This window comes from Nocardia veterana NBRC 100344 (assembly GCF_000308855.1).
In the GTDB taxonomy this organism is placed as follows: Bacteria; Actinomycetota; Actinomycetes; order Mycobacteriales; family Mycobacteriaceae; genus Nocardia; species Nocardia veterana.
The window spans coordinates 1-18,247 of the sequence record NZ_BAGM01000008.1; the positions used below are offsets into that span (position 1 = coordinate 1).

Sequence of the window (18,247 nt, forward strand, 5' to 3'; positions counted from 1 at the left end):
CCGTCGCCCGGCCGGCGGCCGCCTACGCCGCGGGCGACGAACTGGTGAAATCCGCCGAGGAGGAAGCCAAGCAGGTCAGCGCCGAACGCGACGAGCGTGAACGTGACGAGTTGGCGACGGCGCTCGGCGCGGGCGGCACCGGCAAGGGCGCCGCATCGGCCACCCGGGGATCCGCCGGCGTGCTGAAGGATCTCGAACGGCGGCAGAAATCGCGTGCGACCCGCACCAGCCGCGACGCCCTGGACCGCGCGCTCATCGATGTGGCCGGTCTGTACCGCGACGCCCTGGCGCTCCGATTTCGCACCTCCACCACGGATCCGTCCCCCACGATCACGCTCACCCATCCGGATCTCTTCGACCAGATCCGCGACCTGGCCGACGAGGTCCGCCCCGAAGGTTTGCTGCGGTCCATCGAGGCGGTCCTCGCCTGCCGCGAGGCCCTCGACCTGAACGTCAAGCCCCGCTTCGCCGTCGCCGCCATGGTCGCCGGATTGATCGCCGCCCGATCCGCCTGACCAGCATCGACCGCCGCCGCTCACCGGCCGATTTTCGTCTTGCGCCCCCGAGGCGATAGACTCGCACCGCCGAACGGCATGCCGCCTTAGCTCAGTCGGTAGAGCGCTTCACTCGTAATGAAAAGGTCGGGGGTTCGATTCCCCCAGGCGGCTCCACATTTCTTCTCATCCCCACCGCTCGATGCCGTCGAGGACGGTCGTCGATGCCGAGCGTCCGCCTACTCGTCGGGGGACAACGGCCGGGCGTACATGTGCCCGTCGCGGATGCCGAATTCGATGCGGCAGGGGAAGACCGGGACTTCCTCGTCGGCGCGGTGGTGGTGGGTGACGAGCATGCTCATCGCCCAGTCGCGCAGCGGTAGCGGCAGCGGAACGGTGCTGCCGTCGCGCAGCTGCAGGTGGGGTTCGCCGCGGCCGAGGGGGTCGGCGATGGTGATGGTGGTGATGTCGAGGACGAGGCCGGTATCGGTCGCGGAGGCGACCACGGGTGGGTCGAGCGCGAGAACCATATCGGCAACTTAGCTGGTAGAGCCGGTCGGAAGCATCGTCTGCGGCTCGTGTCGCGGGGAGTGGCCGGACGGGGATTCGGGTCGCGGCACGACCGGCCGCGTCTACTCGCCGGCAACTCGCTATCGGTGATCGGGCGGGGTCAGTGGCCGGAGTTTGGTCCAGCCGGTCCAGCCGCGTTGCTCCAGGAGTTCGACCAGGCGGCGGGCCGGTGGCCAGGTGTCGAATGCCAGGGTGTCCAGTAGTTGAGCCATCGCCGGCTCGATACCGGTGTCATCGAGGGAGTCCGCGCCCTGCGCGGTGGTCAGGTGCGCGAGATAGGCGGCCATCCGGTCGGCCAACCGGGACAGCTGATGGTCGTCGGGTCGATCCAGAGCCTGGCCGAGGGTTCGGTAGAAGTCGACGAGTTGTGGGTCGGCGATCTGTTTCCGCTTGCGGGCGATCAACTCCGCGGCACGCTCGGGGGAGCGAGCCAGTAGCGGCAGCCAACCGTCGCGTTCGACCCGGATGATTCGTTCGTCGACGCCGAGTGTTCGCAGGTGGTCGAGAAACTCGATCAACGGCGCCGGCAGCGCCAGGTCGTCGCCGGCGGCGAGGCGGGCGATCCGCTCGCGGAGGCATCGGCGCTGCCGAATCTCTGCCCGCAGCTGTTCGTCGATTTCCGCGATCGCTGCCGCGAATTCCTCCGGCCCTGCCCGGAGCAGCTCGCGCACGCGTGCCAGCGGAACCCCGGCTTCGGCGAGGGTCCGGATCCGGATCAGCTCCACCACGGTCGCGGCGTCGTATCGCCGATAACCGGAGTGGTCGCGCATCGGCTCGGGGAGCAGTCCCTTGGCGTGATAGTGCCGCACGGTGCGGATCGTCACCCCCGCGTACGCGGCCACTTCACCGATGGTCAGCATCGAATCAGTGTCTTCCTCCCGGGTTACGTGTTGCCCGCCGGCTCGGGCATGTCCCGAATGATCCGGGCGATTTCCCGCGCGTGCGTGCGCACCGATCCGTGCCCGGCCGCCAGCCACCGGACGCCGATGTGCGGTTGCTCGCGTACCAGGCGCCGAATCCCGGCCTGCCAGTTCCGATTACGCCACGCGGCACGTTCGGTATCGCTGTCGCCGGCCATCGAGGTCGACATGATCATGCTGATCGGACAGTCGATGGCGCGGAATCGGTCGAGGATCTCCGTCCGGACCTTCTCCACTTCGAGGTTCAGATCGAGTATTTCCCGGCCGGTGAGCCGCACGGTCGGCGCACCGGCCTCGCCCTCGCGCACGAGGCTGTCGAACAGCGCGCGGAACTCCGGTAGGTCGGCGGCGGTGATGAACGGCTCGGGGACCGGATTCGCGCCGTCGACCAGAACCAGCCCGGCGACGGTGCCGGGATGTGCCGCCGTGTAGTGGACGATCAGGTCTGCGCCGAGCGAATGACCCACCAGGATGGGCCGGCCGGTCGGATCGAGCCGATTCACGTGGGCCAGGACGGCGGTGAGATCGTCCAGGAAGGATTCGAAGGAGTACCGGTCCGCGGCCGCGGAGTCGCCGTGTCCGCGCAGGTCGAAGGCCACCACATCGTGATCGCGGCGAAGCGACGTGATGAGCTCGTGCAAATCTGCCTGCGTCGTCAGCAGTCCCGGGCAGAGCACGAGCGGCCGTCCGCTACCGCCGCGCGATGCCGCGATCGTGACTCCGTCTCGGCGGACCGTGAAATGGTCGGTATGCGCGGTCATGCCGACCATGCTGCGAGGTTGACCCAGGGTCAAGGTCAACTGTGACGGGGCTCTCGGCCGCGGGCCCGTGCCGTTCGATCGTCACCGGTGTCCTATCAGTGCTGCAGCAACGTTGACGAACTACCGAAATGGAGAGTTTCGATGTCGTTGGGTGACAAGATCGGAAACAAGGCCGACGAGTTCGGGGGCAAGGCGAAAGCGGCAGCCGGAGCGGTGACCGGTGACGACGACTTGCGCGCCGAAGGTAAGGCCGATCAGGCGAAGTCGGCGATCAAGGGTGCGATCGAGAACGTCGAGGACGCCGTCGGTGACGCGGTCGCCAAGGTCCGGAAGGCGCTGCAGGACTGATCATTGTGCCCGGCATGCTGCCGGGTCCGAGACTCGGCGTCGGTGCCCGGGTCTGAGCCGCCCCACCGACGTCGCCGGGCCTGCCGGTCCCGCCCCGCAATCGCGGATTCGTGCGGGATCGGCAGGCCCGAAACCTGTTGCCGGACAAGAGTTCTCAGCTGACCAGAAGGTGTTGGCGGACGTCGATGTAGCCGTCGCGGAACAGCTCGGCGCAGCCGGTGAGGTATCGCAGATACCGTTCGTACACGGTTCGCGAGGTGAGGTCGATCGCCTCGTCGCGGTGCTCGCGCAGGTTCTGCGCCCACAGGTCGAGGGTGCGCGCGTAGTGCGGTTGCAGGGATTGGACGTCGGTGAGCGTGAAACCCGCGCGTTCGGCGTACTCCCCGATCCATTGGGGTTGGGGGAGTTGGCCGCCGGGGAAGATCTCGTCGAGGATGAACTTGGCGAAGACGAGATATTCGTGGGTGAGCGGAATGCCCAGCTCACGCAGTTGATGGCGGTGGAAGCCGATGATGGTGTGCAGCATCATCCGGCCGTTCGCCGGCAGCAGCTGATGACAGCGGTCGAAGAACGCCGCGTAGCGCTCGCGCCGGAAGTGTTCGAATGCGCCGATCGAGACGATCCGGTCGACCGGCCGGTCGAATTCCTCCCACCCGCGCAGCTGCACCTCACCGCACGGCTCGGGCAGCGCGGCCAGCCGTTCGCGGACGTGCTCGTACTGGTTGCGGCTCAAGGTCAGTCCGATCACCCGCACCTGGTACTTCTCGATCGCGCGCAGCATGGTGGAACCCCAGCCGCAGCCGATGTCGAGCAGGGTCATGCCCGGACGCAGATCGCATTTGCCGAGCGAGAGATCGATCTTGGCGAGTTGCGCCTGCTCGAGGGTGAGATCCGGCTCCCGGAAGTAGGCGCAGCTGTAGGTGCGGGTCGGGTCGAGGAAGAGGGCGAAGAATTCGTCGGACAGGTCGTAGTGGGCCTGCACGTCGGCATAGAACGGTGACAGATCGGTCATGGCGACCTCTGATCGGGTGAAACGAACTGTGGAACGTTGTGTCGGGAGAACGAAGTGGGTCGCTAAAGGGTTCGGAGCGGCGCGGCTTTCGGACGATCACCCGGCCGCGCGGTCCCACGCCCGGCGACGGAGCAGGCGTAGCCCGTTGAGGCCGACGACGACCGTGGAGCCCTCGTGGCCCGCGACGCCGAGGGGCAGCGGCAGGTGGCCGGCGAGATCCCAGGTCACCAGGACGGCGATGAACAGGGCTGCGATCACCAGATTGGCGATGACGATCCGGCGGGCGCGGCGGGCGAGGGCGATCACCGCCGCAACCGTGGTGAGGTCGTCGCGGACGATGACGGCGTCGGCCGTCTGCAGGGTGAGGTCGGCCCCCGCGCCGCCCATGGCGATACCCGTGGAGGCGGCGGCCAGCGCGGGCGCGTCGTTGATGCCGTCGCCGACGACGGTCACCCGGGCGCCTGCGGCCTCGAGTTCGCGGACGGCGGCCACCTTGTCGTCGGGCAGCAGTCCCGCGCGCAGATCGGTGATACCGACTCGTTCGGCCAGCGGCCGGGCGGCGGCGTCGATGTCGCCGGTGAGCAGAACCGGTGGGGCGCCGGTGATTCCGGTGACGGCGGCGACCGCGGCGGCTGCCTCGGGCCGCAGCTGGTCGGTGATCCCGAGCACCGCGACCGGGCGGTGGTCACAGCGCACGATCACCGCGGTGCGCCCCGCGCGCCGCAGCTCGGTGACCGTACGGTCCAGCTCGGCGGAGGTGGTGTCGGCCAGGGCGGCGGGTGAACCGATTTCGACCAGGTGTCCGGCGACGTGGGCCGTGACGCCGCGCCCGGGTTGCGCGCTGAACCGGTCGGCCGGTAGCAGTGCGAGTTCCCGCTCGCGAGCTGCCCGCACGATCGCGGTGGCCAGCGGATGTTCACTGAAATGCTCTGCGGCAGCGGCCCATTGGAGGATCTGCTCCGCCGGGTGGTCGCAGTCGGAGAGGACCCGGATCGATTCGAGTTCCGGCACGCCCCGGGTGAGGGTTCCGGTCTTGTCGAAGGCGACCCGGGTGGTGCTGCCCAGGCTTTCCAGTACGGCGGCGGATTTGACCAGTACGCCGTGGCGCCCCGCGTTGGCGATCGCGGCGAGCAGGGGCGGCATGGTGGCCAGCACCACGGCGCAGGGCGATGCGACGATCATGAAGGTCATCGCCCGCAGCAGTGCCTCGCGAAGCGCCGCACCGAACAGCAGTGGAACGACGAAGACCGCGACCGTCACCGCGACCATTCCGATCGAATAGCGCTGTTCGATCTTCTCGATGAACAGCTGGGCCGGCGCTTTGGTCCGGCTCGCGTGCTCGACCAGTGCGGCGATCCGGGCCACGACGGATTCTTCGGCGCGGCGACCCACTCGGACCTGGAGGGCTCCGGTGCCGTTCAGCGTTCCGGCGAACACCTCGTCCCCGGGCGCCTTGTCCACCGGCATCGGTTCCCCGGTGATGGTGGCCTGATCCACCTCGCTCGCTCCGGCGAGTACCGAGCCGTCGGCGGCGATCCGTTCGCCCGGACGGACCAGTATCACATCGTTCACCGCGAGATCGGTTGCGCGGACCGCTCTTTCGCCGGTGTCGTCGAGCAGAGTGGCGGTCTCCGGCGCCAGGTCGAGCAGGCCGCGCACCGAGTCCTCGGTGCGGGCGGTCGCGAAGGCCTCGAGCGCGCCGGAGGTGGCGAAAATGACGATGAGTAGAGCGCCGTCGGTGATTTGCCCGATGGCCGCGGCCCCGATCGCGGCCACCACCATCAGCAGATCGACATCGAGTGTCTTCTCGCGCAGCGCCCGCAGTCCGGCCAGCGCCGGCTCCCAGCCGCCGGCGAGGTAGCAGGCCAGATAGAGCGTCCACCACAGTTCGGGCGGGCAGTGCAGCAACCGCGCGACCGAAGCCACTGCGAAGAGGGCGGAAGCGACTGCTGCCCAACGAATTTCGGACAGTTCGAACAATCCGGTGCGATGCAACCGCGGTGGCGCGGCCACGGCCGGACGAGTGGTCGTGGCGGACGGTGCGGACACGGTGGACCTCCGGCGGATCGGGGAGCGAACGATCCGAGAATAACAGAACATGTGAAGAGGTCTTCATGTGTGCTGCTCGGCTAGAATGCACGTCTATGGGACATGGGGTCGAGGGCCGTGATCGGCCGGTTGCTCGGCTGGACGGCGAGTCGGCCGCCCATGTCGCAACCACCCTGCAGGCCTTGGCCACTCCCAGTCGCCTGTTGATCCTCAGTGAACTGCGGCAGGGTCCGCGTCCGGTCTCCGAACTGGCGGAGGCGGTGGGAATGGAGCAGTCCGCGGTATCGCATCAGTTGCGACTGCTGCGCAATCTCGGCCTCGTGATCGGAACGCGGGCCGGCCGCAGCATCGTGTACAGCCTCTACGACAACCACGTCGCCCAGTTGCTCGACGAGGCCGTCTATCACAGCGAACATCTCCGGCTCGGGCTGTCGGATCGGGCCGAGACCGCCGGCTGAGCCCCGGCCTTCCTGTCCGTCGTTCCCGGGGCTGCGGCGCGGCAGCTCGTTGCCGGCTCGTTCGCGCCTTTCGGTTGACAACCGTCGCTGCCGCGAGCACACTTCTCTCACTAGAGAGCGCTGCTCTCGGAGAATGAGGCGGACATGCACGAATTGTGGAAATGGGCGAATCTCTCCCTGGCCCTCGCCGTGGAGATGGCGGCGCTCGTCGCGCTGGGGTGGTGGGGCTGGCAGGTGTCCGATGTGCTCGCATCGAGGATCGTGGCCGCTATCGGCATCCCGCTGGCGGCGGCCGTGCTCTGGGGTTTGTTCGCCGCTCCCAAGGCCGCGTTCGACATTCCGCTGCTCGCGATCGCCACCAAGGTGGTGGTATTCGGTGCGGCGACCGCGGCGCTCTGGGACCTCGGTTTCGGAGCGGCCGCGATGATCTTCCTGATCGTCGTGGTCGCCAATCTGTCGGTGATCGAGCTCGGTCATCTCGCGGCGTAATGCAGGGGCGTGGGCCGCGGCTCGCACGACAGCGACGGCCCACGTGATCGGCGGGCCGTCGGCACATACCGGGAACCGGCGCTACGGCACCACTTCGAAAACGTCACCCGGGTTGACGTAGTCGTAGAAGGCCTTGGCCCCGTCCGGCGTCATCCGGATACAACCGTGGGATTTCTCCTCGATCGGCCCGATATGGGTGGCGATATCGCCGTTGAAGAAGACTGCCCACCGCATTTCGGCGTTGTGCATGGTGCTCCAGTGATAGGGCTCCTTGAACGCCACGTGGAAGGTGCCGGGCGGGGTTTCGTAACCGGGACGACCGTGGGAAATCGGCGTCGGCCCGTAGACGACGCGCCCGTTGTCCATCAACCAGCCCTGATTAGCGGACAGGCTCAGGCAGGCGCGGGCCGCCGCCGAGCAGGGTGCGCTCACCTGGCCGGGCGGTGCGGGCACGAGTTGCGGAATGCCGGGGATGTCGGGCCCGCCGGGCCACACCGGATCGGCGCCCGCCGGAACCGTGACGGCGAATCCGGCGGCCGCGATCGCCGTCGCGGCCGCCGCTCGGACCGTCCATCGGGTGATACTCGCGCGGTTCATATGCCTCCGACCTCTCTTACCCGGCCCGCCGGTCCGGGCCGGGCCGGAGCAAGCGGGCGCATTCGTCGACGAGCTGGACGGCACCGTATGCGATCGATATGGGCTCGATCACAGTGCGTTGATGATCATTGTGAACCGCCGTCACCACCGATGGTGGCAAAAGACGCGCGGTCGATATCACAAATCGGGCAGGCCGAGTTCGAGATTGGGCGCCGCGATACCTCCGTCGATTTCCAGGATCTTCCCGGTGAGGTAACTGCCGGCCGGGGAGCACAGGTAGACGATGCCGGCCGCGATATCGGTGGGATCGCCCAGTCGGTGCAGCGGCGTATCGGCCTCCATCTTCGCCTTGACCTCGGGGTTCTGGGCCACCACCTCGAGTGCCGAGGTCAGCACCGAACCGACCGCGATCGCGTTCACCCGGATCCGGGGCGCCAGATCCGATGCGGCCAGCCGGGTCCAGTGCGCGAGGGCGGCCTTGGCGGTGCCGTAGGCCAGGAACCCACGCCCGGGCGCCCGGCCCATCATCGAGGAGATATTGACGACCGAGCCGCCGTCACCGGCGAGCATGTGCGGGACCGCGGCGCGGGTCAGCGCATGAGCGGTGGAGACGTTGAATCGGAATGCCTCCTCGAGGAATTCCGGCGAGGTGGTCAGGAATGTGTTCGGCATGGTGCCGCCGACATTGTTGATCACGATATCGATGCGGCCCAGCTCGGCCGCGGTGGTTTCGGCCAATGCCGTGACGGCGTCCAGGTCGGACAGGTCGCAGGCCACGGCGACCGCGCGGCGGCCCGCCGCCCGGATCTGTTCGGCGACGGCGTCCAACTGGGACCGGGTTCGGGCCGCGATCGCCACATCGGCGCCGGCTTCGGCGAGCGCGACGGCGGTGGCGGCGCCGATGCCGCGGCCGGCGCCGGTGACGATGGCGACGCGGCCGTCGAGGCGGAATTTGTCCAGGATCATTGCGAGTCCTCTCGATAGATCGTTCTCGCAGTGTTAAGACTTAATTCTTAACTGTCAAGGTGTACTTCTCAAACGCCTGGTAGCGCCTATTGTGCTCAGGGTGGAACCGATGAGTGCCCGGGAGCGGTTGATGGTGGCGGGCGAACGGCTGATCGCCGAACGCGGATATCTGGTACCGCTGCGCGATATCGCGGCCGCGGCCGGGCAGCGCAACAATTCGGCGATCCCCTACCACTTCGGATCGCGCGACGGACTCGTCGAGGCGATCGTGCAGCAGCGGCTGGCCGTCCTGGAGGTGCGGCGGCTCGAGTTGCTGGCGCAGCGGCCACCGGCGGACGCCGACGAGGTCCACACCCTGCTCGCGGCGTTGGTGATCCCCATGTTCGAACTGGGCGAGCGAAACGAAAGCGCTTACTACGCAAGGTTTCTCGAACAGATCCGCACCCATCCGGCCGTCTCCGACGCGGCCAACCTCGACAGCGCCGAGCGGACCTCGGTGCGGGTGATCGTCGGCGGCCTGGACCGCGCCCTCGCGGAGCTGCCACCGCGGTTGCGGCATCGCCGCCTGCGCAGCCTGACCACGGTGCTGTTCGCGCTGCTGGCCGACCACGAGCGTGCCGTGCAGGACGGGCGGGTCGCCGCCGCCGACCGCGACGCGTGGGCCGAGGTGATCGACATGCTCGCGGGCATCCTCACCGCGCCGGTCACCACGCGGGACCGCTGAATGTGTGACGATCGCAGCATGTCCAGCGATGTCATCGGTTTTGCCGCTCCCGTCCCGGTCCTGCGGATCTACGACATCGACAAGGCATACGAGTTCTATCGCGATTTCCTGGGTTTCACCGTCGACTGGGAACACCGCTTCGAACCGAATTTCCCGTTGTACGCACAGGTTTCGCGCGGACGCGCCCGGCTGCACCTCAGTGAGCACCACGGTGACGGCACCCCCGGTTCGGTGGTGTGGATCGCGGTGGACGATATCGACGCATGGCAGGCCGAATTGGCCGCCACGGAATACCGGTTCGCCAAACCGGGCCGCCCGGAGGACGGCCCGGACGGTCGCGAATTCGAGGTGACCGATCCGTTCGGCAACATCCTGCGGTTCGCCCAGCCGAGCTGACCGGCGACCTGGCGGCCGGCCTCGCCCCCCGATTACCGTGAACCCTGTGGATATCGCGTCCGAACTGCCCGCTGAACGGTCGGCACCGCGTACGGGCTGGCGCAGCCAGGGCGCCCCGCTGCTGGTGGCGGGAGCGATGGCCGCGGCGGCGACGGTGCTGCACTTGCGTGATCCGCACGCGCCGGGCGCCTACGGGATCTGCCCGTTCTACGCGCTGACCGGCTGGTGGTGCCCGGGGTGTGGCGGCCTACGGGCGATGCACAACCTCACCGAGGGGCGGCTGTTCGAGGCCGTGCACAGTAACGTCTTCCTGCTGCCGCTGCTGGTCACCCTCGCGCTCTGGTGGGGGCGGTGGGCGCTCGGGCGCTGGCGCGGCCGATCCGAGACCGACTTCCCGTTCACGCTGCGCGGCCGGGCCCAATGGTGGCTGATCGCGGCGCTCGCGGCGTTCACGATCGTCCGCAATACGCCCTGGGGCACGTGGTTGGCCCCGGTATAGGCGGGCATGCTGAAGATATGACCCAGGAAATCACTGATTCGCTGAAAGCCCGGGTGCGCGAGAAGATGGTGCGCCAACTGCACGAGGACGGCGCGCCGAGCACCGAGCAGGACGACCCACGCCAGATCGCGATCGAGCAGGATCTCGAGGCACTCGACTCCGTCGCCGAGGGCGACCCGCTGGTCGAGGAACTGGCCGCCCGCTACCTCGTCCCGTGAATCGGATCTTCCCGGGTGATGGGCCGTATCGGAGTGCGCACCGTGCCGCGCGGTATCGGATTGCGTGGGCCGGCCGCGCCGGATCAGATCGTGCAGGGCGCCGCGCCGTCGGCGGTCGCCGTCAAACCGGGCCGCGTCTCCGGCGACGGTGACCACTGCCCGTCGGCGCACGTGTAGTTCCAGGACGCACCGTCGCGAACCAATCGGCGCAGGGCGTCGATGAGCCGGTCCACGTCGGCGGCGGAGGTGCCGAGGCCGACACTGGCGCGCACCGCACCGTCGATCCCCAGACGCCGCAGCAGCGGATGGGCGCAGAATTTTCCGTCCCGTACACCGATGCCGTGCTCGGCCGACAGATAGGCGGCGATCCGGCCGGGTTCGAAGCCGTCGACGGTGAACGCCACGATGCCCACGCTGTCGTCACAGTCGGAGAAGATGCGAAGCTGCCGAACGCCCGCAATGCTGTTCAACCCGGCGCGCAACCGTCCGATCAGGTGGCGCTCGTGGGCGGCCACGGCCGTTTCGTCGAGCGTGGCCAGGGTGTCGCAGGCCGCCGCGATCGCCGCCGCACCCAGGACGTTCGGCGACCCGCCCTCGTGCCGCTGCGGAGCGGGCGCCCAGTGGGCGGTCTCGGTGCTGACGGCGGTGACCGCGCCACCGCCCGCCAGATACGGCGGCGCCGCGTCGAGCCAATCGCGGCGTCCGACCAGTACGCCGACGCCGAACGGCGCATAGAGCTTGTGTCCGGAGAAGGCCAGATAATCGATGCCGGACCCGCCGGACTCCGGCGAGGCGAACGATTGCAGGTCGATGCGACGGTGTGGCGCCAGTTGCGCGGCATCGACGAGAATGCGCGCTCCACAGCGGTGTGCGATAGCGGTCAGTTCGGCCAGCGGCAACACCTCGCCGGTCACATTCGACGCGCCGGTAACAGCAAGCAGTGCAGCGGGTTTCGCGCACAGCTCGGCAACGATCCGGCGCAGCGTCTCGGCCACGGTATCGGCGGCCGGCACCACCCGCCGGCCGTGCCGCGCCCAGGGCAGGAAGTTCGCGTGATGTTCGATATCGAGCACCACGGTGTCGCCCGGGACGCAGGCCGCGAGCAGGTTCAGCGAGTCGGTGGTGTTGCGGGTGAACACCACCACCTGATCCTCGGCGGCGTTCACCGCGCGAGCGACCGAACGGCGAGCTGTCTCATAGCACTCCGTGCTGATGCGGGAGGCGTACCCGGCCCCGCGATGCACGCTGGCGTACGAGGGGAGCAGCTGATTCACCCGATCGGTGACCTGTGCCAGCGCGGGTGCGCTGGCGGCGTAGTCGAAGTTGGCATAGGTGCGAAAACCGCCTTGTACCAACGGGACTCGGAGATCGCAGCCGGAGACTCGGGCGAGCGGCGCGCCGGCGCCGCACGTGCACAGCGCCGCCGAGTCCAGCGGGCCGTGGCAGCAAACCCCTTCGGGGGCAAGAGTTTCGGAGGAGAATACGGCAGTGCTCATCAGACATCCCTCGTGCCAGGGACTCCGGAACGGATGATCGGAGTCCGCGCTTGCCGCGCCCGGTCGGGCAGCAGCCAGGTCGTCACCCGGAGCACCCCACCGCGGAGGAGGGTTGCCGACCAGCTAGCCGGGGCTTGACGCTGGTACTCGTGACCTGAGCCGAGAGTGGCAGAAACCGGCCGGACTTGTCAAGGGCGGCCCCGGCACGAGGGCCGGCGACGCCCTCGGCGGTTGCCGGGCTGGAATCGAAAAGTGCTGTGCCTCAGTCCAATCCGACCGGCCGGTGATAGCTGCCGTTGTAGTACAGCAGGGGATTGCGCATCGGTTTGCCACCGGTTTCGTCGTGTACCCGGGTCACCAAACCGACCACCAGGGTGTGGTCGCCGATCGGCATCAGCCGGTCCACCGTGGCGCGCACCCAGATGGGAGTGCCGTGCAACACCGGCTCCCCGGTGTCGAGCGTCGACCACAGCGACGGGTCCGCGAATCGCTCTTCGGCGGCGCGGGAGAAGCGCTGGGCGAGGTGCTGTTGATGGTCGCCGAGGAAGTGGACCACCACCGAATCCGCCTGTGTCATCGCGTCGATGGAGGAGGAGGTGTGCGCGATGTTGAACGAGATCAGCGGCGGATCGAGCGAGAGCGAGGCGAAGGAGGTGGCGGTGAAGCCCACCGGCCGATCGGGACGCGACAGCGTGACGATCGTCACGCCCGCCGGATAGTGGCGCATGGCCGCTCGGTACTGGGCTGCGGTGACGCCGTCGTGTGCGGGGTCGAGATCGGCCAGCTCGGCGTCGGGTCGCTGGGAACTGCTCACGCCCCCAACCTACGTGCCGACCGAGCCCGGCGTAGCCGGACCACTGCCCGTCGGCCCCCGAACTGCCCCGATACGCTGAGCGAATGAGTGATTGGAAGGCTTTCGATGTCGAGCGCACCGGTCACGTCGCGCGAGTGACGCTGACCGGCCCCGGCAAGGGCAACGCGATGGGCCCGGATTTCTGGCGGGAACTGCCGCAAGTCTTCGGGGAGCTCGACGCCGACCCGGAGATTCGGGCGATCGTGCTCACCGGTTCGGGGAAGCACTTCTCCTACGGCCTCGATCTGCCCGCGATGAGCCCGACCTTCGGTCCGCTGCTCGCCGAGAAGGCCCTGGCCGCACCGCGCACCGATTTCCTCTACGAGATCCGGCGCATGCAGGCCTCGGTCACCGCGGTCGCCGACTGCCGCAAACCGGTGATCGCCGCCGTTTCCGGCTGGTGTGTGGGCGGCGGGCTGGACCTGATCGCCGCCGCCGATATCCGCCTGGCCAGCGCCGAGGCCACCTTCAGCCTGCGTGAGGCGAAGGTCGCGATCGTCGCCGATATCGGATCGCTGCACCGGCTGCCCGGGATCATCGGCGAGGGGCATGTCCGCGAGCTCGCCTACACCGGCAAGGACATCGATGCGGCCCGCGCCGAGAAGATCGGCCTGGTCAACGACGTCCACCCGGATCAGGAGGCGGTGCTGGCGGCCGCGCATGCGCTGGCCGAGGAGATCGCCGCGAATCCGCCGCTGGTGGTGCAGGGCATCAAGGATGTGCTCGACCAGCCCAAGGCCGGCAAGGTGGCCGACGGGCTGCGCTACGTCTCGACCTGGAATGCGGCGTTCCTGCCCTCGGAGGACCTGACGGAGGCCATCCAGGCCGTATTCGAGAAGCGCAAGCCGAACTTCCAGGGCAAGTAGGGCATTCGCCGCGCGGAAAGCCGGCGAGGGCGCGCGGACGGCATCCGCCCGCGAACGCCCTCGCTCGCTCCGTCGGCGGTCGCCCGCTCGCGGCGACCGGCGGGAATCAGTGCCCGCCCTGCTCCTGCAGCCGCTTGAAGGCCTCGTCGGCCAGGGTCTCGGCCTTCGCCCGGCCGTCCCAGCCGTCGACCTTGACCCACTTGCCGGGCTCCAGGTCCTTGTAATGCTCGAAGAAGTGCTCGATGGCCTTGCGCTCGAATTCCGGGATGTCGTTCACGTCCTGGATGTGGTCCCACCGCTTGTCGCCGGCCGGAACCGCGACGACCTTCTCGTCGCCGCCGGCCTCGTCGCTCATCAGCAGCACACCCACCGGGCGGGCCTCGACGATCACGCCGGGGAACACGGATTCGGGCAGCAGCACCAGGCAGTCCAGCGGGTCGCCGTCGGAGCCCAGGGTGTTCTCGATGTAGCCGTAGTCGGCCGGGTAGACCATCGGGGTGTAGAGGTAGCGGTCCAGCCGCACTCGGCCCGTCTCGTGGTCGACCTCGTACTTGTTGCGCTGACCCTTGGGGATCTCGATGGTGACGTCGAACTCCACGTCATCTCCTTCGCTCGGTGCGTATGCGGGTGGTGCGTATGGCTGCTCGCCGGCCCGCGCGGTGGGCTGCCGACTCGCCAGCTCGTTCGAGGGAACGCCGGCGAGGTGAGGATAGTGTGGTCGATGCGCGCATGGGTGCGGCAGGGAGCGTCCGCCTCACACGGGTGAATAGGGAGACAGCTGTCACGTGGTAGGTCGAGGTAGGAAGAACATGGGTGGGCTGGCCGCTCGCCGACGCCGCAATATGTGGGTCGCGGTGCTGGTCGCAACCGTTGTCGCCGTGGTGGTGGCCACGGTCGCCCTGGTGACGGTGCGTCCGTGGACCGAGGAGTTCCGGCACGGTGGTTTGACGATAGCCGCACCGCCGGCGCCCGTGAAGCCCTTCCCGCAGCTGAGCCCCGCCGCGCCGACCGCGCCCGAACCCAGCCGCAGCGGGTTGGCGAACGCGCTCGCCCAGGTGGCCAAGAGTCCGGACCTGGGCAGTTTCGCCGGTTCGGTCTCCGACCCCGATACCCGGGACACGCTGTGGAGTGTCGATGCCGACAAGCCGATGATCCCGGCCTCCACGCTCAAGGTGATGACCGCCGCCGCGGCCTTGCTGGTGCTGCCGCCGGACCATCGGGTCACCACCCGGGTGGTGGCCGGTACCGCGCCCGGTGAGGTGGTGCTGGTCGGTGGCGGCGATCCGACGCTGACGGCGCAGGCCGACGGGAAGGGCTATTACCCGGACGGCCCCAAACTGTCGGATCTGGTGGCTCAGGTCCGGGCGAGCGGGCACCCGGTGGATTCGGTCGTGGTCGACACCTCGCTGTACTCGGGTCCGGCCTGGCCCGCGGGCTGGGATCCGATCGATATCGCCGGCGGTTCCTGGGCTCCGATCGAGCCGGTCATGATCGACGGCGGCCGGCTGGATCCGCTGGTCGAATACTCTCCCCGCTCGGCCACGCCCGCGCTGGATGCCGGTCGCAGGCTGGCCTTGGAGCTGGGCGCGGACCCGGCCAAGGTGCGGTTGGGCCAGGCGCCGGCCGGTGCGGCGGAACTGGCGCACGTGGATTCCGCGCAACTGCGGGATCGACTGCGGGACATGATGATTCACTCCGACGACGTGCTGGCCGAGACGATCGGCCGGGAGATCGCCGCCGCCACCGGCGGGGAGCAGTCCTTCGCCGGGGCGGCCGGCGCCACGCTGACCGCCCTGCGGGCCGCCGGATTCGACACCGCCGGCGTCACCCTGATCGACAACAGCGGACTGTCCACCGACGACCGGGTTCCGGCCCGGCTGCTCGATCGGATCCTCGCCCAGGCGGCCGCGTCGCCGCAGCCGGAGAATTCGGGGTCGACCGGGACGGCCGTTCCGTCGGTCGTCGCCACGGGCGACAGCGCCACGGTCGCCTCCCCGCTGGCCCCGCTGCTGGACTACCTGCCGGTGGCCGGGGGGACCGGTTCGCTGGCGGTGCGGTTCGTCAACGGCGGTGAACACGCCGGCGCGGGCTGGGTGCGCGCCAAGACCGGAACTCTGTCGGTGTCGAGCGCGTTGGCTGGATATGTGTTGGATCGCGACGGGCGGGTCATGACCTTCGCTCTGATGTCGAACGATCGGCCGCCCGAGGCCAGTCGCCCGGCACTGGACGCGGTCGCCGCCACGCTGCGCAACTGTGGATGCTCCTGACGGGTGGTACACGATGACCGGATCCGGTGACCCCGCCGATGGCCGTACCGCCGACGACGCAGTGGTCGCCGGTAGCGATTCCGCGGCCACCGACAGACCGCCTGCCGACAGATCCCCGGCCGAGCAGTCCGCAGCCGAGAAGTCCGCAGCCGAGAAGTCCGCAGCCGAGAAGTCCGCAGCCGAGAAACCCGAGGCCGACGGAACGTCCGGAAAGCGGTCGGTACTCGCCGGCTCGGTCGACTGGCAGCTCGCCGCGCGGACCGGCAGCGCCGTGGTTCCCTCCGGACCTCGGACCACCCGATATTCCGCCGAGCAGGTGGTGGCCGAACTGTCCGAGGCGTCGGTGCGCGCCGAAGGGCCCGTCCGCGAGGTGAGTCTGCTCGCCGACGAGCTGCCGATTCCGCAGGCCACCATCGTCGATCGGCGCGGCTGGATCCGGGCCGCCGCCGAATCCATGTCCGAACTCACCGGGTCCGGCGCCGACGCCGAGCGCGGCCGGTTCGCGGGAAAGCCGGCCGGCGTGCAGGCCGGCGCGATGCTGGCCTTCCTCTCGACCGCGATCCTCGGGCAGTACGACCCGTTCAGCGGGCCCGACGGCACGCTGCTGCTGGTCGCCCCGAACATCATGGCGGTGGAGCGGGCGCTGGGCGTCGTACCGAGCGATTTCCGGCTGTGGGTCTGCCTGCACGAGGTCACCCACCGGGTCCAGTTCTCCTCGGCCCCCTGGCTGGCCGACTACATGAAGCAGAACGTGGACACGCTCGGCGCGGTCGGCGACGAATCGCTGAACGAGGTGCTGACCCGGCTGCTCGAGGAGGTCCGCCGCCGCCGCGAGAACGGCGTCGGCGACGACCCGGCCGATCGTGGTGTGCTGGGCCTGCTGCGCGCCACCCAGCCGCCCCCGCAGCGCGAGGCACTCGATCGCCTGCTGATGCTCGGCACCCTGCTCGAGGGACATGCCGACCACGTCATGGATGCCGTCGGCCCGGCAGTGGTGCCGACCGTCGCCCAGATCCGTGCGGCGTTCGACCAACGCCGTCGACGGCCCGCCAATCCCATTCAGCGCTTGCTGCGCGCGCTGCTCGGTGTCGATGCCAAGGTCGCCCAGTACGTCCGGGGGAAGGCGTTCGTCGACGAGGTGGTCGGCAAGGTCGGGATGCAGCGTTTCAACACCGTGTGGACCGATGCCGACACCCTTCCGCGCCCCGACGAGATCACCACACCGCAACGATGGATCGACCGCGTCCTGGTGTGAGCGGGCCCGGTCGCCCGGCGCCGGGCCGCGCTCGGCTCCCCGAGACCCCGGCGGTGCTGGAGATGCGGCATGCCGTGCGTGATTGGCTCGCACGGTATCGGCCGGAAGGCGCGGTCGCGGTGGCGTTGTCGGGCGGCGCCGATTCGCTGGCACTGACCGCCGCGGCGGTCGCAGAGGCCGCAGCGGTCGACGCCGTCGTCGTCGATCACGGTTTGCAGGACGGATCGGCCGAGGTCGCCGCCGCCGCGGCGGGTGTTGCCCGGGAGCTGGGCTGCCGATCCGCGCGGGTGTCGCGGGTACGCGTGCAGGGTCCGGGCGGGCTCGAGGCCGCGGCCCGGCGGGCCCGCTACCGGGCGCTCGACGAGGCCCGCGCCGGCTTGCCGGTGCTGGTCGGGCACACCCTCGACGATCAGGCCGAAACGGTGCTGCTCGGTTTGGCGCGCGGGTCGGGGCAGCGGTCGATCCAGGGGATGGCGGAATTCGACGATCCGTGGGGCCGGCCGCTGCTGGCGGTGCGGCGCGCGGTGACCTGGGAAATGTGTCGCGATCTGGGACTCGAACCGCACGTGGATCCGCACAATAGCGCATCGGAATTCGCTCGGGTGCGGTTGCGGACCGAGGTGCTCCCGCTGCTGGAGGAGGTCCTCGGCGGCGGCGTGGCCGCGGCGCTGGCGCGCACCGCCGCGCACCTGCGGGAGGACGGCATCGTCCTGGACGAGATTGCCGATCGATTGCTGTCCGAGGCGTGTGATGGTTCGACGCTGTCGGTCGAGATACTCGCCACGGCACAGCCCGCGATCCGTCGGCGCGTCATTCGCTCCTGGTTGCTCGCCGGTGGTGCAAAAGCCTTGACCGACAAGCATTTACGCGCGGTGGAAGCGTTGGTCACCGATTGGCACGGCCAGGGCGGGGTCGCGGTCGGCGGTGGAAAGCCGGGGATCAGGTTGGTTGCCAGGCGCGAACATGGCAGGCTGACGTTGGCGTTCGCACGATAACGACCCGAAGGGAA

General features: G+C 69.1%; 21 protein-coding genes, 1 tRNA gene, 1 pseudogene and 1 riboswitch. Of the genes and pseudogenes, 13 read left to right on the plus strand and 10 right to left on the minus strand.

Annotated features, from left to right (window positions below; translation table 11 throughout):
* Together ON37_RS01775 and ON37_RS01780 are read left to right on the plus strand one after the other, a co-directional pair.
* Positions 1–515 (plus strand): annotated as a pseudogene (locus ON37_RS01775) (DNA polymerase III subunit delta'); the annotation flags it as partial.
* An 80-nt stretch (positions 516–595) separates the two neighbouring features.
* Positions 596–671, plus strand: a tRNA-Thr gene (locus ON37_RS01780).
* Positions 672–733: 62 nt separating this feature from the next.
* On the opposite strand, the gene ON37_RS01785 is transcribed toward ON37_RS01780, so the two are convergent.
* The 3 genes from ON37_RS01785 to ON37_RS01795 form a co-directional block, all read right to left on the minus strand.
* Positions 734–1,024 (minus strand): hypothetical protein, encoded by a 291-nt coding sequence (locus ON37_RS01785; protein ID WP_040715778.1) that lies wholly within the window; start codon positions 1,022–1,024, stop codon positions 734–736.
* Between the two features lie 120 nt (positions 1,025–1,144).
* Positions 1,145–1,924, minus strand: coding sequence for a MerR family transcriptional regulator (locus ON37_RS01790; RefSeq protein WP_040715780.1), 780 nt, complete (start codon positions 1,922–1,924; stop codon positions 1,145–1,147).
* Between the two features lie 23 nt (positions 1,925–1,947).
* A complete protein-coding gene (locus ON37_RS01795) occupies positions 1,948–2,745 on the minus strand; it encodes an alpha/beta fold hydrolase (RefSeq protein ID WP_245552929.1) in 798 nt (265 codons plus the stop codon).
* A gap of 141 nt (positions 2,746–2,886) precedes the next feature.
* Here ON37_RS01795 and ON37_RS01800 point away from each other — a divergent pair, with 141 nt between their 5' ends.
* Positions 2,887–3,093, plus strand: coding sequence for a CsbD family protein (locus ON37_RS01800; RefSeq protein WP_040715783.1), 207 nt, complete (start codon positions 2,887–2,889; stop codon positions 3,091–3,093).
* Positions 3,094–3,247: 154 nt separating this feature from the next.
* Here the strand turns inward: ON37_RS01800 and ON37_RS01805 are convergent, their stop codons facing one another.
* Positions 3,248–4,105 carry a cyclopropane mycolic acid synthase family methyltransferase gene (locus tag ON37_RS01805; protein WP_040715785.1) on the minus strand — a complete coding sequence of 286 codons (858 nt, stop codon included), beginning with the start codon at positions 4,103–4,105 and terminating at the stop codon, positions 3,248–3,250.
* Between the two features lie 96 nt (positions 4,106–4,201).
* The gene (locus ON37_RS01810; RefSeq protein ID WP_083892644.1) at positions 4,202–6,205 is read right to left on the minus strand and encodes a heavy metal translocating P-type ATPase; all 2,004 of its coding nucleotides are present in this window, start codon (positions 6,203–6,205) and stop codon (positions 4,202–4,204) included.
* 44 nt (positions 6,206–6,249) lie between these two features.
* Here ON37_RS01810 and ON37_RS01815 point away from each other — a divergent pair, with 44 nt between their 5' ends.
* Together ON37_RS01815 and ON37_RS01820 are read left to right on the plus strand one after the other, a co-directional pair.
* Positions 6,250–6,612 (plus strand): ArsR/SmtB family transcription factor, encoded by a 363-nt coding sequence (locus ON37_RS01815; protein ID WP_040715791.1) that lies wholly within the window; start codon positions 6,250–6,252, stop codon positions 6,610–6,612.
* A 144-nt stretch (positions 6,613–6,756) separates the two neighbouring features.
* Positions 6,757–7,101, plus strand: a complete 345-nt coding sequence (locus ON37_RS01820; protein WP_040715794.1) for a YrdB family protein — start codon at positions 6,757–6,759, stop codon at positions 7,099–7,101.
* A gap of 81 nt (positions 7,102–7,182) precedes the next feature.
* Here ON37_RS01820 and ON37_RS01825 read toward each other — a convergent pair whose 3' ends face one another.
* Together ON37_RS01825 and ON37_RS01830 are read right to left on the minus strand one after the other, a co-directional pair.
* Positions 7,183–7,698 carry a L,D-transpeptidase gene (locus ON37_RS01825; RefSeq protein ID WP_040715797.1) on the minus strand — a complete coding sequence of 172 codons (516 nt, stop codon included), beginning with the start codon at positions 7,696–7,698 and terminating at the stop codon, positions 7,183–7,185.
* A gap of 177 nt (positions 7,699–7,875) precedes the next feature.
* Positions 7,876–8,664: an SDR family oxidoreductase gene (locus ON37_RS01830; protein ID WP_040715798.1), complete on the minus strand. Its 789-nt coding sequence runs from the start codon at positions 8,662–8,664 to the stop codon at positions 7,876–7,878.
* Positions 8,665–8,773: 109 nt separating this feature from the next.
* Between ON37_RS01830 and ON37_RS01835 the strand changes: the two genes are divergently transcribed.
* Genes ON37_RS01835 through ON37_RS01850 form a run of 4 tightly spaced genes read left to right on the plus strand, consistent with a single transcriptional unit; the run spans position 8,774 to position 10,501 of the window.
* Positions 8,774–9,388, plus strand: coding sequence for a TetR/AcrR family transcriptional regulator (locus ON37_RS01835; protein ID WP_040716029.1), 615 nt, complete (start codon positions 8,774–8,776; stop codon positions 9,386–9,388).
* Between the two features lie 18 nt (positions 9,389–9,406).
* Complete coding sequence (locus tag ON37_RS01840; protein ID WP_040716030.1) at positions 9,407–9,784, plus strand: glyoxalase superfamily protein; 378 nt, start codon at positions 9,407–9,409, stop codon at positions 9,782–9,784.
* A gap of 46 nt (positions 9,785–9,830) precedes the next feature.
* Positions 9,831–10,283 carry a DUF2752 domain-containing protein gene (locus ON37_RS01845; RefSeq protein WP_040715800.1) on the plus strand — a complete coding sequence of 151 codons (453 nt, stop codon included), beginning with the start codon at positions 9,831–9,833 and terminating at the stop codon, positions 10,281–10,283.
* A 29-nt stretch (positions 10,284–10,312) separates the two neighbouring features.
* A complete protein-coding gene (locus ON37_RS01850; protein WP_040716031.1) occupies positions 10,313–10,501 on the plus strand; it encodes a hypothetical protein in 189 nt (62 codons plus the stop codon).
* Between the two features lie 83 nt (positions 10,502–10,584).
* Here ON37_RS01850 and ON37_RS01855 read toward each other — a convergent pair whose 3' ends face one another.
* A complete protein-coding gene (locus ON37_RS01855) occupies positions 10,585–11,997 on the minus strand; it encodes an aminotransferase class V-fold PLP-dependent enzyme (protein WP_083892662.1) in 1,413 nt (470 codons plus the stop codon).
* A gap of 41 nt (positions 11,998–12,038) precedes the next feature.
* Positions 12,039–12,152, minus strand: a riboswitch (SAM riboswitch).
* A 107-nt stretch (positions 12,153–12,259) separates the two neighbouring features.
* On the minus strand, positions 12,260–12,724 hold the full coding sequence (locus ON37_RS01860; protein ID WP_083892663.1) for a flavin reductase family protein: 465 nt from the start codon (positions 12,722–12,724) through the stop codon (positions 12,260–12,262).
* A gap of 170 nt (positions 12,725–12,894) precedes the next feature.
* On the opposite strand from ON37_RS01860, the gene ON37_RS01865 reads away from it, so the two are divergent.
* Positions 12,895–13,716 carry a crotonase/enoyl-CoA hydratase family protein gene (locus ON37_RS01865; RefSeq protein WP_040715809.1) on the plus strand — a complete coding sequence of 274 codons (822 nt, stop codon included), beginning with the start codon at positions 12,895–12,897 and terminating at the stop codon, positions 13,714–13,716.
* 106 nt (positions 13,717–13,822) lie between these two features.
* Here the strand turns inward: ON37_RS01865 and ppa are convergent, their stop codons facing one another.
* A complete protein-coding gene (gene ppa / locus ON37_RS01870; protein ID WP_030517366.1) occupies positions 13,823–14,314 on the minus strand; it encodes an inorganic diphosphatase in 492 nt (163 codons plus the stop codon).
* Positions 14,315–14,525: 211 nt separating this feature from the next.
* Here ppa and ON37_RS01875 point away from each other — a divergent pair, with 211 nt between their 5' ends.
* Genes ON37_RS01875 through tilS form a run of 3 tightly spaced genes read left to right on the plus strand, consistent with a single transcriptional unit; the run spans position 14,526 to position 18,233 of the window.
* Positions 14,526–15,983: a D-alanyl-D-alanine carboxypeptidase/D-alanyl-D-alanine-endopeptidase gene (locus tag ON37_RS01875; RefSeq protein WP_040715816.1), complete on the plus strand. Its 1,458-nt coding sequence runs from the start codon at positions 14,526–14,528 to the stop codon at positions 15,981–15,983.
* 13 nt (positions 15,984–15,996) lie between these two features.
* Positions 15,997–17,238 carry an Rv3626c family coenzyme F420 biosynthesis-associated protein gene (locus ON37_RS01880; RefSeq protein ID WP_210741001.1) on the plus strand — a complete coding sequence of 414 codons (1,242 nt, stop codon included), beginning with the start codon at positions 15,997–15,999 and terminating at the stop codon, positions 17,236–17,238.
* Entirely contained in the window at positions 17,214–18,233 is a 1,020-nt protein-coding gene (tilS, locus tag ON37_RS01885; RefSeq protein WP_051031045.1) for a tRNA lysidine(34) synthetase TilS, read from the plus strand. Before ON37_RS01880 ends, tilS begins: the two co-directional genes overlap by 25 nt.
* Positions 18,234–18,247 lie beyond the last annotated feature (14 nt).

What these genes read in the sequence shown, in the direction of transcription:
- ON37_RS01785 (WP_040715778.1), bottom strand. Translation starts at nt 1,024, where the DNA reads ATGGTTCTCGCGCTCGACCCACCCGTGGTCGCCTCCGCGACCGATACC.
- ON37_RS01790 (WP_040715780.1), bottom strand. Translation starts at nt 1,924, where the DNA reads ATGCTGACCATCGGTGAAGTGGCCGCGTACGCGGGGGTGACGATCCGC.
- ON37_RS01795 (WP_245552929.1), bottom strand. Translation starts at nt 2,745, where the DNA reads ATGACCGCGCATACCGACCATTTCACGGTCCGCCGAGACGGAGTCACG.
- ON37_RS01800 (WP_040715783.1), top strand. Translation starts at nt 2,887, where the DNA reads ATGTCGTTGGGTGACAAGATCGGAAACAAGGCCGACGAGTTCGGGGGC.
- ON37_RS01805 (WP_040715785.1), bottom strand. Translation starts at nt 4,105, where the DNA reads ATGACCGATCTGTCACCGTTCTATGCCGACGTGCAGGCCCACTACGAC.
- ON37_RS01810 (WP_083892644.1), bottom strand. Translation starts at nt 6,205, where the DNA reads ATGTTCTGTTATTCTCGGATCGTTCGCTCCCCGATCCGCCGGAGGTCC.
- ON37_RS01815 (WP_040715791.1), top strand. Translation starts at nt 6,250, where the DNA reads ATGGGACATGGGGTCGAGGGCCGTGATCGGCCGGTTGCTCGGCTGGAC.
- ON37_RS01820 (WP_040715794.1), top strand. Translation starts at nt 6,757, where the DNA reads ATGCACGAATTGTGGAAATGGGCGAATCTCTCCCTGGCCCTCGCCGTG.
- ON37_RS01825 (WP_040715797.1), bottom strand. Translation starts at nt 7,698, where the DNA reads ATGAACCGCGCGAGTATCACCCGATGGACGGTCCGAGCGGCGGCCGCG.
- ON37_RS01830 (WP_040715798.1), bottom strand. Translation starts at nt 8,664, where the DNA reads ATGATCCTGGACAAATTCCGCCTCGACGGCCGCGTCGCCATCGTCACC.
- ON37_RS01835 (WP_040716029.1), top strand. Translation starts at nt 8,774, where the DNA reads ATGAGTGCCCGGGAGCGGTTGATGGTGGCGGGCGAACGGCTGATCGCC.
- ON37_RS01840 (WP_040716030.1), top strand. Translation starts at nt 9,407, where the DNA reads ATGTCCAGCGATGTCATCGGTTTTGCCGCTCCCGTCCCGGTCCTGCGG.
- ON37_RS01855 (WP_083892662.1), bottom strand. Translation starts at nt 11,997, where the DNA reads ATGAGCACTGCCGTATTCTCCTCCGAAACTCTTGCCCCCGAAGGGGTT.
- ON37_RS01860 (WP_083892663.1), bottom strand. Translation starts at nt 12,724, where the DNA reads ATGCGCCACTATCCGGCGGGCGTGACGATCGTCACGCTGTCGCGTCCC.
- ON37_RS01865 (WP_040715809.1), top strand. Translation starts at nt 12,895, where the DNA reads ATGAGTGATTGGAAGGCTTTCGATGTCGAGCGCACCGGTCACGTCGCG.
- ON37_RS01875 (WP_040715816.1), top strand. Translation starts at nt 14,526, where the DNA reads ATGGGTGGGCTGGCCGCTCGCCGACGCCGCAATATGTGGGTCGCGGTG.
- ON37_RS01880 (WP_210741001.1), top strand. Translation starts at nt 15,997, where the DNA reads ATGACCGGATCCGGTGACCCCGCCGATGGCCGTACCGCCGACGACGCA.
- tilS (WP_051031045.1), top strand. Translation starts at nt 17,214, where the DNA reads ATGGATCGACCGCGTCCTGGTGTGAGCGGGCCCGGTCGCCCGGCGCCG.